Source organism: Streptomyces sp. Je 1-332, from assembly GCF_040730185.1.
Lineage (GTDB): Bacteria > Actinomycetota > Actinomycetes > Streptomycetales > Streptomycetaceae > Streptomyces.
The window spans coordinates 7,454,859-7,468,823 of sequence record NZ_CP160402.1 but is presented as its reverse complement, the minus strand read 5'-3'; the positions used below and the strand labels follow the sequence as shown (position 1 = coordinate 7,468,823).

The 13,965-nt window shown below is 72.5% G+C and carries 12 protein-coding genes and 2 riboswitches; of the genes, 5 read left to right on the top strand and 7 right to left on the bottom strand.

The features are described from left to right. Position 1 precedes the first annotated feature (1 nt). Complete coding sequence (locus ABXJ52_RS33530; protein ID WP_367047334.1) at positions 2 to 1,825, top strand: ABC transporter permease subunit; 1,824 nt, start codon at positions 2 to 4, stop codon at positions 1,823 to 1,825. Between the two features lie 20 nt (positions 1,826 to 1,845). Further along, positions 1,846 to 3,093: an MFS transporter gene (locus ABXJ52_RS33525; protein WP_367049453.1), complete on the top strand. Its 1,248-nt coding sequence runs from the start codon at positions 1,846 to 1,848 to the stop codon at positions 3,091 to 3,093. Here ABXJ52_RS33525 and ABXJ52_RS33520 read toward each other — a convergent pair. The 7 genes from ABXJ52_RS33520 to ABXJ52_RS33490 form a co-directional block, all read right to left on the bottom strand. Beyond that, positions 3,082 to 3,963 carry an ATP-binding cassette domain-containing protein gene (locus ABXJ52_RS33520; protein ID WP_367047332.1) on the bottom strand — a complete coding sequence of 294 codons (882 nt, stop codon included), beginning with the start codon at positions 3,961 to 3,963 and terminating at the stop codon, positions 3,082 to 3,084. The two genes, ABXJ52_RS33525 and ABXJ52_RS33520, sit on opposite strands and share 12 nt — an antisense overlap. Then, on the bottom strand, positions 3,960 to 4,709 hold the full coding sequence (gene cbiQ / locus ABXJ52_RS33515; RefSeq protein ID WP_367047330.1) for a cobalt ECF transporter T component CbiQ: 750 nt from the start codon (positions 4,707 to 4,709) through the stop codon (positions 3,960 to 3,962). The genes ABXJ52_RS33520 and cbiQ overlap by 4 nt, the downstream gene beginning before the upstream one ends. A 6-nt stretch (positions 4,710 to 4,715) precedes the next feature. Beyond that, positions 4,716 to 5,105, bottom strand: coding sequence for an energy-coupling factor ABC transporter substrate-binding protein (locus ABXJ52_RS33510; RefSeq protein ID WP_367047328.1), 390 nt, complete (start codon positions 5,103 to 5,105; stop codon positions 4,716 to 4,718). After that, entirely contained in the window at positions 5,105 to 5,881 is a 777-nt protein-coding gene (locus tag ABXJ52_RS33505; protein ID WP_367047326.1) for an energy-coupling factor ABC transporter permease, read from the bottom strand. Before ABXJ52_RS33505 ends, ABXJ52_RS33510 begins: the two co-directional genes overlap by 1 nt. Positions 5,882 to 5,910: 29 nt before the next feature. After that, a riboswitch (cobalamin riboswitch) is annotated at positions 5,911 to 6,095 on the bottom strand. 85 nt (positions 6,096 to 6,180) lie between these two features. Next, complete coding sequence (locus ABXJ52_RS33500) at positions 6,181 to 6,819, bottom strand: GNAT family N-acetyltransferase (RefSeq protein ID WP_367047324.1); 639 nt, start codon at positions 6,817 to 6,819, stop codon at positions 6,181 to 6,183. Next, a complete protein-coding gene (tsaD, locus tag ABXJ52_RS33495) occupies positions 6,819 to 7,883 on the bottom strand; it encodes a tRNA (adenosine(37)-N6)-threonylcarbamoyltransferase complex transferase subunit TsaD (protein WP_367047322.1) in 1,065 nt (354 codons plus the stop codon). The genes ABXJ52_RS33500 and tsaD overlap by 1 nt, the downstream gene beginning before the upstream one ends. A gap of 103 nt (positions 7,884 to 7,986) precedes the next feature. Then, positions 7,987 to 9,402, bottom strand: coding sequence for a short-chain fatty acyl-CoA regulator family protein (locus ABXJ52_RS33490; RefSeq protein ID WP_367047320.1), 1,416 nt, complete (start codon positions 9,400 to 9,402; stop codon positions 7,987 to 7,989). Between the two features lie 202 nt (positions 9,403 to 9,604). Here ABXJ52_RS33490 and aceA point away from each other — a divergent pair, with 202 nt between their 5' ends. From aceA to ABXJ52_RS33475, 3 genes are all read left to right on the top strand, one after another. Beyond that, positions 9,605 to 10,894: an isocitrate lyase gene (aceA, locus tag ABXJ52_RS33485; RefSeq protein ID WP_367047318.1), complete on the top strand. Its 1,290-nt coding sequence runs from the start codon at positions 9,605 to 9,607 to the stop codon at positions 10,892 to 10,894. Positions 10,895 to 11,041: 147 nt separating this feature from the next. Further along, positions 11,042 to 12,634 carry a malate synthase A gene (aceB, locus tag ABXJ52_RS33480; RefSeq protein ID WP_367047317.1) on the top strand — a complete coding sequence of 531 codons (1,593 nt, stop codon included), beginning with the start codon at positions 11,042 to 11,044 and terminating at the stop codon, positions 12,632 to 12,634. Next, a complete protein-coding gene (locus ABXJ52_RS33475) occupies positions 12,631 to 13,500 on the top strand; it encodes a 3-hydroxybutyryl-CoA dehydrogenase (RefSeq protein ID WP_367047315.1) in 870 nt (289 codons plus the stop codon). The genes aceB and ABXJ52_RS33475 overlap by 4 nt, the downstream gene beginning before the upstream one ends. Before the next feature lie 172 nt (positions 13,501 to 13,672). After that, positions 13,673 to 13,891, top strand: a riboswitch (cobalamin riboswitch). Positions 13,892 to 13,965: the final 74 nt, after the last annotated feature.

Genomic DNA, 13,965 nt, shown 5'->3' with positions numbered 1-13,965 from the left:
CGTGCGAAAAGGGCTCGTCCGCGGACCGGCGCTGCTCTGGCGCGTGGTCATCGCCGTCGCGCTGCTGTGCCTGATCGGTCTGCTGCCCTGGCTCTCGCGCACCGACCCGGCGCTCACCGTGCTCAAGGCGCGGGCCGCGGAGCGCACACCCACCCCGGAGGCCCTGGCGGCCGCCCGCGCCGAACTCGGCCTGGATGACGGCCCGTTGCATCTGCTCGGCCAGTGGGCGGACGGGCTGTCGCACGGTGACGCCGGGCGGTCGTGGATCTCCGGCGAAGCGGTACTCCCCTCCGTGACCGAGGCCCTGGGTGTCTCCTTGCTGCTCATGTCGGCGGCGCTTGCGGTGGCCGTCGTGACCGCCGGCGCGGTGTGCGCCCGCACCCTGTGGCTCGGCTCCCGGCGCAGGCTCTCCGGGCGCAAGCACTCGGGCGGCGGGGCCGCGGTCGTGGCCACGCTGCCCGAGTTCCTGACCGCGTCGGTGCTCGCCACCGTGGTCGGTGTGCAGCTCGGCTGGCTGCCCGCCCTCGGCTGGTACGGACCCCAGTGGCTCGTGCTGCCGGCGCTCTCGCTGGGGCTGCCCGCCGGCGCCCTGCTCGGGCGGCTCCTCGACGACCTGCTGCCCGGCGCCTTCGCCGAACCCTGGGCGCGGGCCGCCGCGGCCCGTGGCATCCCGCACGGACGCATCGCACGGCAGGCGCTGCGTCGCTGCTTCCCCGGACTGCTGCCGAACGTCGGTCTGTTCGTCGTGGGCCTGACCGGTGGCGCGGTCGCCGTGGAGCAGGTCTTCGACATTCCCGGGCTCGGCCGCACCACGCTCCAGGCCTCGGTGGCACAGGATCTGCCCGTGCTCCAGGCCGGCACGCTCGCGCTCGTCCTGCTCGCCGCCGTGGCGGGCGGTCTCTTCCGCCTCGCGTCCCGGCTCACGAGCGGCCCGGCACTGCGCGACGGAGCTCTGCCGACCCTGCACCTTCCCGAGCGCCCCGCGCCCAGCCGCCTGCCACTGCTGTACGGCGGTGTCCTCCTCGGCATCATCATGCTCAGCCTGGTCCGGGACCCGCTGGCTCTGGACACCGCGGCCCGGCTCCAGGCACCGTCCCTGGCGCACCCGTTCGGCACGGACGCCCTGGGACGCGATGTCCTGGCCCGGGTGGGCCACGGCGCGCTCCACACGATCGCACTGGCCCTGGGGATCAGCGCCTTCGCCCTGGCGGCCGGTGTCCTGCTCGGTCTTCTGCCCCGCTTCTCCGGCCCCCTTCTCGACACGCTCAACGCGATACCCCCGACGCTGGCCGGCCTCCTGGTCGCCGGGGTCGCCGGCAGCGGGGCGGCCACCCCCGCGATCGCCGTGGCCGCCGTCGCGTGGGTTCCGCTCGCCGCCCACACGGCCGCCCTGCTCCTCCAGGAGCGCGCCACGCTGCACTTGACGGCGACACGGAGTCTGGGCGCGGGCCGTCGGCACCAGCTACGGCACCATCTGCTGCCCGCGGTGCTGCCGCCCGTCACCCGCCACGCGCTGCTGCGGCTGCCCGCGGTCGCGCTGGCCATCGCCGCCCTCGGCTTCCTCGGCCTCGGCGCGCAGCCACCGTCCCCCGAGTGGGGACTGCTGCTCGCCGAGAACCAGCCCTACGCCGAACGCGCCCCCTGGGCCCTGCTCGCGCCGGCGGCCGCGCTCGCTCTCCTCGGCGCTCTCGCGGTGACGGCGGCGGGCGGGGTACCGGTCCCCCGGCGGCTGCGACGCAAGGGCCGACCCGATGAACGCTCTCCTGCGGCCGACGTGCCGTCCACCGAGCGGGAGTTGGCCTCCGCCGGGACGGCCGCCCGGTGAGCGATCGACGTCAGCTGTCCCTGCCCACCCGGCTCCGGGCCGCGAAACGCCCACGGCCCGAACGCACCTGGCCGCAGCTTTCGCCGCTGCTCCGCCTGCTGATCCTGACCCAACTCGCCTTCAACATCGGCTTCTTCGCCGTGCTGCCCTTCCTGGCCGAACACCTGGGTGCGGCGATCGGCATGGCGGGCTGGCTCGTCGGTCTCGTGCTCGGCCTGCGGACGTTCAGCCAGCAGGGGCTGTTCGTGGTGGGCGGCGCCCTGACCGACCGGTACGGCGTACGGCCGGTCGTGCTCACCGGCTGCGTGCTGCGGATCGCCGGTTTCGCCTGGCTCGGTCACGCGCAGCAGACGTGGTCGGTCATCGCAGCGGTGCTCCTGATCGGGTTCGCCGCCGCCCTGTTCTCCCCCGCCGTGGAATCCGAGGTCGCACGGCAGGCGGTGCTCTGGGAGGAGTCGGGCCGCGGCCCGCGTACCCGTGTCCTCGCCCTGCTCACCGTGGCGGGCCAGGCCGGCGCGTTCCTCGGTCCGCTCATCGGCGCCCTGCTGCTCTCCGTCGACTTCCGCACCGTCTGTCTGGGCGGCGCCGGGGTATTCGTCCTCGTCCTTGCCGGGCACCTGTGGCTGCTGCCCCAGCGCATCCCGGGGCGCGAGCGGACCGGCGTACGGGGAGGCATGGGTGACATGCTGCGCAACCGCCGCTTCCTGGCGGTGTGTTGTGCCTACGGCGCCTATCTCCTCGCGTACAACCAGCTCTATCTCGCCCTCCCCCAGGAGGTGGAGCGCACGGCCGGGTCGCAGGCGCCGCTCGCCTGGCTCTTCGCCCTCTCCTCCTTGCTGGTGGTGACCACACAGCTCCCGGTCACCCACTGGGCCGCGGGGCGGCTCGACCAGCGGCGCTCCATGGCGGCCGGGCTCGTACTCATCTCCGTGGGGTTCGCCGTGGTGGCGGCCGCGCGGCCTGCCGCCTTGACGGGGGTGGCCGGTCTGCTGCCCGCCGCGGCCTTCGTCGTCCTGCTGACGCTCGGGCAGATGCTGGTGGCCCCGGCCGCCCGCGCCTGGGTCCCCGACCTCACACCCGACGGCAGGCTGGGCCTCTACACCGGGGCCCTGTCCTCGGTCTCCGGCCTGATCGTCCTGGCGGGCAGCGCGGCGACGGGCGCGCTCCTGGACGCGGGCCTCCCGCCCTGGACGCCGTGGCTCGCCTTGGCCGGCATCCCCCTCCTGGCCGTGACGCTGCTGCCCGGCCGCAGCCGGTCAGCCCTCTGATACGCCGGGCACCACCGAAGCCGTGAGAGCCGCCAACTCCTCGGGGGTGCGCGGTCCGTCGCCCGGCCCCGGCAGCAGGCCCTTCGTCCGCAGTAGCTCCGTGACCGCTATCCCCCACGGCAGGCGCAGGCCCGCCTGGGCGAGGAGCTCACGGTGGGCGAGCATCCGCGCCACCGGACCTGTGCGCACTCCCGAGGGGGTGAGCAGCGCCGCGTCGTCGGCCCAGCGCAGGGCCAGGTCCACGTCGTGGGTGGCCATGACCACGGTCGTCCCGGCGTCCCGCAGGCCTTGCAGGGTGGCCAGGAGGCGTTCCTGGCCGTCGGGGTCGAGGCCGGCGGTCGGCTCGTCGAGGATCAGGACGCGGGGGCGCATCGCCACGGCGCCCGCGATGGCCGTCCGCTTCCGCTGGCCGTACGAGAGGAGGTGGGTGGGGCGGTCCGCCAGGGCGCTGATGTCGAGCGCGGCGAGCGCCTCCCCGACGCGGGCGCGCACCTCGTCGTCCGGCAGCCCCAGGTTCAGCGGCCCGAAGGACACGTCCTGCTCGACCGATGCGGCGAACAACTGGTCGTCGGGGTCCTGGACGACGAGCTGAACGGTGGTGCGCAGCCGGGTGAGCCCCTTGCGGTCGTACGTCACGGGGGCGCCCCCGAGCGTCAACTCGCCCTGGTCCGGGCGCAGTCCGCCGCTCAGCAGCCGCATCAGGGTGGTCTTGCCGCTGCCGTTGCGGCCTAGGAGCGCCAGCGCGCGGCCCTCGGTGACGTCGAAGTCCAGGCCGCTGAGCACGGTGGGCCCGTCCTCGTACGCGTAGGAAGCGGCGCGCAGAGCGACCAAGGACCCGCTCGGCTCGCGGGGAGCGCCGGGCTCACTCATGGAAGAAGCCTTTCCAGTACGAAGGTGAGGGCCGCGAGGCCCGTGAGGAGCGCGGCGCTCGCGGCCACGAAGCTCCGCGAGATCCGGGCGTCGGGCACCAACACCCGCAGGGTTCCGTCGTACCCCCGTCCGGCGAGCCCGGCCTGGAGCCGGCCCGCACGGTCGAAGGCCCGCACGAACGCGGTGGCGCCGAGGCCGCCGAGCGAGCGCCACGTGGCGGCCCGGGTGGTGTGGCCGAGGCGCGCGGCCTGCGCCTGCCGGATCCGGCTCATGGAGTCCAGGAGGAGGAAGCTCATCCGGTACATGACGAGAGCCACGTCGACGACCGGCGCCGGCACACCCGCCCTGACCAGCCGGGGCAACAGATCCGACAGAGGCGTGGTGAAGGCGAACAGCAGGACGCCGAGCGAGGCCGCCGATGTGCGCAGGAGGAGTCCGCCCGCCCGTGCGGGCCCACCCTCGGCGAGCGTGAAGAACCCTCCAGGACCGCCGAGTTGGACGAGCAGGGTCAGGGCGCCGGTGACGCAGAAGCCGAGCGGTACGCGGTAGGCACGCCACAGTTTGCGCGGCGGCACACCGGCGGGCCCGAGCAGCACGGCGAGCGCGGCGACGAGCACCAGGGCGGCACCCGGCCAGGGGGGCAGGGAGACCGCGAGGACGGTGAGGCCGAGCCCGAGCACGGCTTTGTCCACGGGGTGGCGGCGGCGCCAGCGACTGCTGTGCGCCGCCGCGTCGATGGGCAGCACGCGGGGTCAGACCTGCTCGGTCTCGGCCCGGCCGCTCTCCGCGTCGGCGGCCTTCTCGGTGGTGGCCTTCTCCGTGTCGGCCCCCCCGGCGCGCGCGATCTCCGTGCCCTGACGGCGTCCCTTGCGCAGACCGAAGTAGTACGCGAGGACGCCCGCTCCCAGCGCCGCCTGCAGCGCGAAGAGCGCCGACTCGACCTCCCCTGACGGGGGTTCGTACAGCGGCGAGAACCAGGGCTCGTAGTCCGGCTTGATCTCCGTGATCGCGGTCTCGGCCTGGGCGTCGGCCCCGGCGAACGGCTCCTTCTCGTCGTCCCCGAGGCCGAGCGCCAACGGCAGCACCGCGAGCGCGGCGACGATGAGGAGGAGCAGAGTGTTGATCTTCGCGTTCCGGCTCATCAGGCGCTGGCCCCCGTCTCCGTCGTCTTGGTCGTCGCGGTCGTCTTGGTCGTCTCGGTCGTCTCGGTCGTCTTGGTGGTATCGGCCGTCTTCGTCGTATCGGCCTGCTTCTTGCCCTGCAGCAGTACGCCGAGCCGCGTGAGCTCTCCCCTGCTGGACTGCACCAGCAGCCGCATCACGATGACGGTGAGCAGTCCTTCGCTGACCGCGAGGGGGATCTGCGTGACGGCGAAGATGCCGCCGAACTTGCCCAGTGCGCCGATGAATCCGCTGCCGGGGTCGGGGAACGCCATGGCGAGCTGGACGCTGGTGACGCAGTACGTGGACAGGTCCGCGACGAACGCGCCGAAGAACACGGCGACCATGAGCGGCACGTCGTACCGCTTCAGGAGGCGGTAGACGGCGTATCCGGCCCAGGGCCCGACGATCGCCATGGAGAAGACGTTGGCGCCGAGCGTGGTGAGCCCGCCGTGGGCGAGCAGCAGCGCCTGGAACAGAAGGGTGATGGTGCCGAGCACCGTCATGATCGGCGGCCGGAACAGGATCGCGCCGAGCCCGGTCCCCGTCGGGTGCGAACAACTGCCCGTGACGGATGGGATCTTCAGCGCGGAAAGGACAAAGGTGAACGCTCCCGAGGCGCCCAGGAGCAGTGTGCTCTCCGGGTGTTCCTTGACCTCACGGGTGAGGGAGCGGACTCCGTGGACGACGAACGGCGCGGACGCTACGCCCCAGGCGATCGCGTGCGCCGGCGGGAGGAAACCCTCGGCTATGTGCATGGCTAAGCAGACCCTCTCCAGCACCTCGTGGATGGACAACGCGCCTTGGCCGGTCTCCTGGCTGACGGGTCGTACCGACCGGACTCCGCCTTCCCGGGTACGCGAGTACCCAGTGGCTGCCGCGAGGGCTGGAGCCGGACTTCCCGATCACAGTGGCGAGGGCCGCACCGGCATCACACCGGATTTCCCGAGCACCAAGGCGTGGCGACCTTAGTGCGCGATCGAGCCAACTGACAACTTGCGGGACCGCCCCACCTGTGGCACGCGCGAGCGCACCGGTCAGGGGCGTACGCCCCTGGTCAGCCCATGTGCATCGGCCCGTGCGCGCCAGACGTGCGGCACGCTTCCCGGGCGGTCGCGCCTTCCACGCCGCGGGACGCCGCGAGGGTCCTGGCGGGGTGGCGGGGCCCGAGGAAGACGACGACGCCCCTGCCGTCGGGAGCGGGGTGTGTCGCCTGGGTCCAGCCCCGGCGGCCGTAGAAGGCCATGGCCTGCGGCGACCTGACCGAAGTCAGCAGCCAGAGACGGCCGTCGGGGGCGCCGGCGGCCACCGCGTCAAGCAGGGCGGCCCCGGTCCCGGTGCCCTGCGCGGTGGGGCGCACGGCGAGCTCGTCTATCTCCAGGGCCCCGCACAGCCACGACTTGGCGCGCTCGGCGCCCAGTCCGGCAGCCACCTGCGGATAGCAGCGGTCGGCGGGAAAGGGGGCGGGCGTGGTCCACCCGGTGGTGAACCCCGTGATGCGCGCGCCCTCCAGGGCGACCGCCGCGGTGAAGCCGGGCCGCCGCGCGTCGTCGCCGAGCCGGACCAGGAACTGGGCCACCCTCTCCTCGTCCTCGTACCAGGGCGCCGCGCCGAAGACTTCGGCGTACACGCCGCGCAAGTCGTCGACGTACGCGAGCAGTTGCGCACCGCTCAGCACCCGCACGACCGCCGCCATCAAGCGGCCCTCGCCGTGGCCGCCCTCGGCTGCAGGGCCGCGTACGCGAGGGGAGCCGACGGGTCGATCGACACGTCCCAGGGTGCGGGCTGGGCCCCGGAGCGTACGAGCAGGTCGCCGACGGCGGCGATCATCGCGCCGTTGTCGGTGCACAGGGTCATCGGGGGTACGCGCAGCCGCAGGCCCGCGGCGGCGCACCGCTCCTCGGCGAGCGACCGCACCCGCGAGTTGGCGGCGACACCGCCCACCACGACGAGGGTCCCGACCCCGTGATCCCGGCAGGCGGCGAGCGCCTTGCGGGTCAGTACGTCCGCGACGGCCTCCTGGAGCGAGGCCGCGCCGTCCGCCACCGGAAGATCACGGCCGGCGTGCCCCTCGGCCCAGCGCGCGGCGGCGGTCTTGAGACCGGAGAAGGAGAACGCGTACGGGTCGTCCTTCGGCCCGGTGAGGGGGCGGGGGAAGGCCACCGCCCGCGGATCGCCGCTCCGTGCGGCGCGGTCGATGGCGGGGCCGCCCGGATACGGCAGGCCGAAGACGCGGGCGACCTTGTCGAAGCACTCGCCCGCCGCGTCGTCCAGGGTGTCCCCCAGGTGCACGATCGGGTCACGGGCCAGGTCCCGGACGAGCAGCAGGGAGGTGTGCCCGCCCGAGACGATCAGGACCACGCAGGGGTCGGGCAGCGGGCCGTGCTCCAGCGTGTCGGCGGCGACATGCCCGGCCAGGTGGTGCACCCCGTACAGCGGGACGTCCAGCCCGTAGGCCAGGGTCCTGGCTCCCGCGAGGCCGACCTGGAGCGCGCCGGACAGGCCGGGGCCCGTGGTGACCGCCACCGCGCCGATGTCGGACAGCTTCAGGCCCGCCTGGTCGAGGGCGTGGCGGACGACCGGGGTGAAGGAGTGCAGGTGCGCTCGTGCGGCGATCTCGGGGACCACGCCGCCGAACCGGGCGTGCTCGTCCATGCTCGACGCCACCGCATGGGCGAGCAACCGCCCTTGCGAGACGATCCCCGCCCCCGTCTCGTCGCACGACGACTCGATCCCCAGCACAACGCGCCCCGCTGCCACCGGCGTCTCCTTCACCTACAGCTCTCTTTCTGCACATGAAGTGTAGTTGCAAGTAATGTGCAATAAAACCCCCCATGTGTGCCCGTAGGCGTGTCATGAGACCTCAGGGCCTCTCCTGTTCCCCGGCCACCGGATAGGGAATGAAAGTGCTGCTGTTCTCGTCGATGGCCAGGCGCCGGTCCAGCGGGGGCACCGCCCGCTGGGGGCAGTCGGTGCGTTCGCAGAGGCGGCAGCCCATGCCGATGGGCACGGCGGACGAGGCGCTGCCGAGATCGAGGCCGTCGGAGTAGACGAGCCGTGCCGCATGGCGGATCTCGCAGCCGAGGCCGATGGCGAACGTCTTGCCGGGCTCTCCCCAGCCGCCGCGGTGCCGGGTGACCGCACGGGCGGTCCACAGGAAACGCTGCCCGTCGGGCATGGCGGCGACCTGGACGTGGATGCGGCCCGGCGCGGCGAACGCCTCGTACACGTTCCACAGCGGGCAGGTGCCGCCCGCCCGGGAGAAGTGGAACGCGGTGGCCGACTGACGCTTCGACATGTTGCCCGCCCTGTCGACGCGGACGAAGGAGAAGGGCACGCCGCGCAGCCGGGGGCGCTGCAGGGTACTGAGACGGTGGCAGATGGTCTCGTAGCCGAGGCCGAAGTGGTCGGTGAGCCGCTCGATGTCGTAGCGGAACTCCTCCGCCGCCGCGTGGAAGCGGCGGTAGGGCAGGATCAGCGCGGCCGCGAAGTAGTTGGCGATGCCGATGCGGGCCAGTGGCCAGGCCGCGGTCTCCTGGCCGAAGTCCTCCGACGCGAGCGCGGAGATCTCGTCCGCGTACTCCAGGAGGGCGAGCTGGGTCGCCATCCGGAACGCCTGTTGGCCGGGGCGCAGCCGGTTGGAGAGGTGCAGGACCCGGGCCGTTGGATCGTAGTGGTGCAGGAGTTGGTCGGCGTCCGCGGCCAGGCGCACCCCGTGGCGCTCGGCGAGGCGCGCGGACAGGGCGCGCACGACCTCGCCCTGGCGTACGCCGATCTCCGTCGCGAACCGCTCGGCGGCGATGTCGATGTCGTGCAGGTAGTTCTGGCGCCGGTAGAAGAACTCACGGATCTCCTCGTGCGCCGAGCGGGGCTGAGCCACCGCTCCCTGGCCTCGCCCCTCCGCGGCTTCGGAGAGCTGTTCGGTGAGGAGCTGGTTGCGGCGGCCGAGGTCGACCAGGACCGTGGCCACGGCGGGCATGCGCGATGCCAGGTCCGAGAGGTCGGACGCGGAGACCCGCCCCGCCGAGACCTCGCCGGTGAGGGCGTCCCGCAGGTCCGCCACCAAGCGGCTGGTGTCGCGCTCGGAGAAGAAGCCCGGGTCGACGCCGAACGCCTCCGTGAGACGTAGCAGCACGGGCACCGTCAGCGGCCGGGAGTCGTGCTCCATCTGGTTCAGATAGCTCGGAGAGATGGCGAGGGCCCGGGCCAGGTCGGCCTGGCTCATGCGGCGCTCCTCCCGCAGCCGTCGCAGCCGTGCTCCCGCGTACGTCTTGCTCACCCGTGGCTCCCGTTAACAGAGTTGGCAATTCGGCGGGAAAAGATGCGCAGAACTTGGCACCTTTCCCTGGTTGTTGGCACTGAGTGCCGATGTCAGAGTCGTACCGCGGCCCGCCGGGCTCCGCCGACGGGCCGCACTCTCACGCAATTACGGCACTCAGTGCCACACCTTCGCACAGTTCACGAACCTCCGGGAGACGGTCATGGCACAGGCAGGGACGACGACGGCTACGGCCCAGGAGCTGGCTCAGCGGTGGGCGGCCGACGCCCGGTGGAAGGGCATCGAGCGCACCTACTCCGCCGATGACGTGGTCCGGCTCTCCGGCAGCGTCCGCGAGGAGCACACCCTGGCCCGCCGCGGCGCCGAGCGGCTGTGGCGCCAACTGCACGAGCAGGACTACATCCACGCGCTCGGCGCCCTGACCGGCGGGCAGGCGGTCCAGCAGGTGAAGGCCGGTCTGCAGGCGATCTACCTGTCCGGCTGGCAGGTGGCCGCCGACGCCAACCAGGCCGGGCACACCTACCCCGACCAGTCGCTCTACCCCGCCAACTCGGTGCCGCAGGTGGTCCGTCGGATCAACAACGCCCTGCTGCGCGCCGACCAGATCGCCACCGCGGAGGGCGGCGACGACACCACCGACTGGCTCGCGCCGATCGTCGCCGACGCGGAGGCGGGCTTCGGCGGACCGCTCAACGCCTTCGAGCTGACCAAGGCGATGATCGCCGCGGGCGCGGCAGGCATCCACTACGAGGACCAGCTGGCCTCGGAGAAGAAGTGCGGTCACCTGGGCGGCAAGGTCCTCGTGCCGACCGGCCAGCACATCCGCACCCTCAACGCGGCACGCCTGGCCGCCGACATCGCCGACGTGCCGACGCTCATCGTCGCCCGTACGGACGCGCTCGCGGCGAACCTCCTGACCAGCGACGTCGACGAGAGCGACGCCCGGTTCGTCACGGGCGAGCGCACCGCCGAGGGCTTCTACCGGGTGCGGAACGGCATGGAACCCGTCATCGCCCGCGGGCTCGCCTACGCCCCGTACGCGGATCTCATCTGGGTGGAGACCGGCACCCCCGACCTCGCCCAGGCCCGCGAGTTCGCCGAGGCGATCCACGCCGAGCACCCCGACCAGATGCTCGCCTACAACTGCTCGCCGTCGTTCAACTGGCGTGCGGCCCTGGACGACGACCAGATCGCCAAGTTCCAGCGGGAGTTGGGAGCCATGGGTTACCGCTTCCAGTTCATCACCCTGGCCGGCTTCCACTCCCTCAACCACGGCATGTTCGACCTGGCTCGCGGCTACGCCGAGCACGGCATGACCGCCTATGTCGACCTCCAGGAGCGCGAGTTCGCCGCGCAGGCGCAGGGCTTCACCGCCGTCAAGCACCAGCGTGAGGTCGGCACCGGCTACTTCGACCAGGTGTCCACCGCGGTCAACCCGGCCTCCTCCACGACCGCGCTCTCCGGTTCCACGGAGGAAGAGCAGTTCCACTAGGCGCCAAGCGCTGCGCTGGATCGCCGCATTGATGCCCGCGGACCGGTGGGGGCTCGGCGCGCCCGCGGGGCGGAGCCCCACATGTCACGGCCCCGCGCCCCTTCGGGGCGCCCCCCGGCCCGCACCACCCCTGCTGAGGAGACCCGCATGTCCATCTCCGCTCCGACCAGCCGCGCCCGGGTCCTCGGCGTACCGGCCGACCGGCACGACGAGATCCTCACCCCCGAGGCGCTCGAGTTCATCGGCCGTCTCGTCGACGCCTTCGCCGAACGCCGCCTGGAGATCCTCAAGGAGCGCGCGCGGGTGGGCGCTCGGCTCGCCTCCGGCTCCCCGCTCGACTTCTCCGTCGCCACCGCCCGTATCCGGGCCGACGACTCCTGGCAGGTGGCACCACCGGCCCCCGGTCTCACCGACCGGCGCGCGGAGATCACCGGACCGCCCGAGCGCGCGATGACGGTCAACGCCCTCAACTCCGGTGCGCGGGTGTGGATGGCGGACTTCGAGGATGCCACCTCACCCACCTGGGACAACATCATCGGCAGCCAGCTGAACCTGCTCGACGCGATCGAGCGGCGGATCGACTTCACCACGCCGGAGGGCAAGCCGTACCGGCTCGGCGAGCGCCTGGCGACCATCGTCGTCCGCCCGCGCGGCTGGCATCTGACCGAGGAACACCTGGAGTTCGACGGGCGGCCCACGCCGGCCTCCCTCGTCGACTTCGGGCTCTACTTCTTCCACTGCGCCCAGCGGCAGATCGACGCCGGGCACGGCCCGTACTTCTATCTGCCGAAGCTGGAGAGCCGCGACGAGGCGCGGCTGTGGAACGACGTGTTCGTCCTCGCCCAGGACCTCGTCGGCATCCCCCGGGGCACCATCCGAGCCACCGTCCTGATCGAGACCATCACGGCCGCCGTCCAGATGGAGGAGATCCTCTACGAGCTCCGCGAGCACAGCTCAGGGCTCAACGCGGGCCGCTGGGACTACCTGTTCAGCCTCATCAAGACCTTCGGGCACCGCCCCGACTTCCTGCTGCCGGACCGGGCCAAGGTCACCATGACGGCCCCCTTCATGCGCGCCTACACCGACCTCCTCGTACGCACCTGCCACCAGCGGGGCGCCCACGCGATCGGCGGTATGGCCGCCCACGTGCCCGGCAAGGACCCCGACGCCCATCAGGCGGCCGTGGCCAGGGTCCGGCTCGACAAGGAACGCGAGGCCGAGGACGGCTTCGACGGCTCCTGGGTCGCCCATCCCGCCCTTGTCCCCGTCTGCCGCGAGGTGTTCGACGGGGTGCTCGGCTCCCGCCCGCACCAGATCGACCGCACCCGCGACGACGTCGAGGTGACGGCGGCCCGGCTGCTGTCCGTGCGCCGCGTCAGCGCACCGCCCACGGCGGAGGGCGTACGCACCAATATCGCGGTGGCCCTGCGCTACTTCGCCGCCTGGCTGCACGGGCAGGGAGCCGTCGCGCTGTACGGCCTGATGGAGGACGCGGCCACGGCCGAGATCGCCCGGGTGCAGATCTGGCAGTGGCTGCGCCACCGGGTCGTGGACCGCGGGACGGTTCTCGGCCTGGTGGAGGACGAGCTCGCCGCCCTGGGCGCGGAGTACCCGTGGGCCCCACTCGACGAAGTCCGTGCTCTCTTCGTACGGACCGCCCTGGCAAGGGAATTGCCCGCCTTCTTCACCACGGACGCCTACAGCCGTCACCTCGTGCGCCACCCGGAGGGGCAGTCATGAGCACATCCATCCGCCGGGTCGGTGTGGTGGGCGGGGGCCGGATGGGGGCCGGAATCGCCGAGGTGTGTGCCCGTGCCGGACTGGACACCGTGGTCTGCGAGGCCGACCCCCTCGCCGCTCGGGCCGCCGGCGAACGGGTCGCCATCTCGCTCGAACGCGCGGCCCAGCGCGACAAGTTGAGCCGTGCCGGCGCCGAGGACGCACTGGCCCGGATGGTCTTCACCGGCAGCCTCGACGACCTGGCCGACCGCCAGCTCGTCGTCGAGGCGGTCGTCGAGGACACGGCGGCGAAGACGGAGATCTTCGCAGCCCTGGACAAGGTCGTCGAGGACCCCGGGGCGATCCTCGCCACCAACACCTCCTCCATCCCGGTCATGCGTCTGGGCATGGCGACCCGGCGCGCCGACCGCGTTCTCGGGCTGCACTTCTTCAACCCCGCACCCGTCCTTCCCCTGGTCGAGGTCGTCTCCTCGCTGCACACGGCCGCCGAAACCGTCGCCGCCGTCGAGGAGTTCGCCACGAACACGCTGGGCAAGACGGTAGTGCGGTCCAAGGACAGGGCGGGCTTCGTCGTCAACGCGCTGCTCGTGCCCTACCTTCTCTCCGCGATCCGCATGACGGAGTCCGGCTTCGCGACGGCCGCCGATGTGGACGCGGGCATGGAGCTCGGCTGCGCACACCCGATGGGTCCGCTGAGACTCGCGGACCTGATCGGCCTCGACACGGTCGCCTCCATCGCGGCGTCTCTCTACGAAGAGTTCAAGGAACCCCTGTACGCGCCGCCGCCGCTGCTCCTGCGCATGGTCGAAGCGGGGCTGCTCGGCCGCAAGAGCGGGCGCGGGTTCCACCTCTACGACCGGGGCTGAGGGGCCCGGGTCCGCCGCCGGGCCGAGGGGCCCGCGGCTGCTGTGTGGGGCGCGGAACAGAGTGGTGATCTGTTCCGCGCCCTTCGCGTGCGCTCCCCCGCCCCTCGGGTCCGTGTCTCACCTCACGGTCCGCGATGTGATCAGTGGCGCCCAAGAACCTCGGCGACCCTCTAGCCTGATCCGTGCAGCTGGTTCGCCCTGCCCGCCAGGCAGACGCGTCGCAAGAGGGAACCCGGTGGGAATCCGGGACTGCCCCGCAGCGGTGAGTGGGAACGACCGCCGTCATACGCACTGGATCCGAGCGCGGATCCGGGAAGCGACGGCCAGTAGGAATCTGCCTCGGCAGGTGTGCCCGCGAGTCCGAAGACCTGCCCGTTGCCCGCATGTGATCCCTCATGTGCGGCATCCCGGTGACCTCGTGGGCGGGTCGGCGTACAGATCAGGTGGAGCACCGCGCCGGTGGCG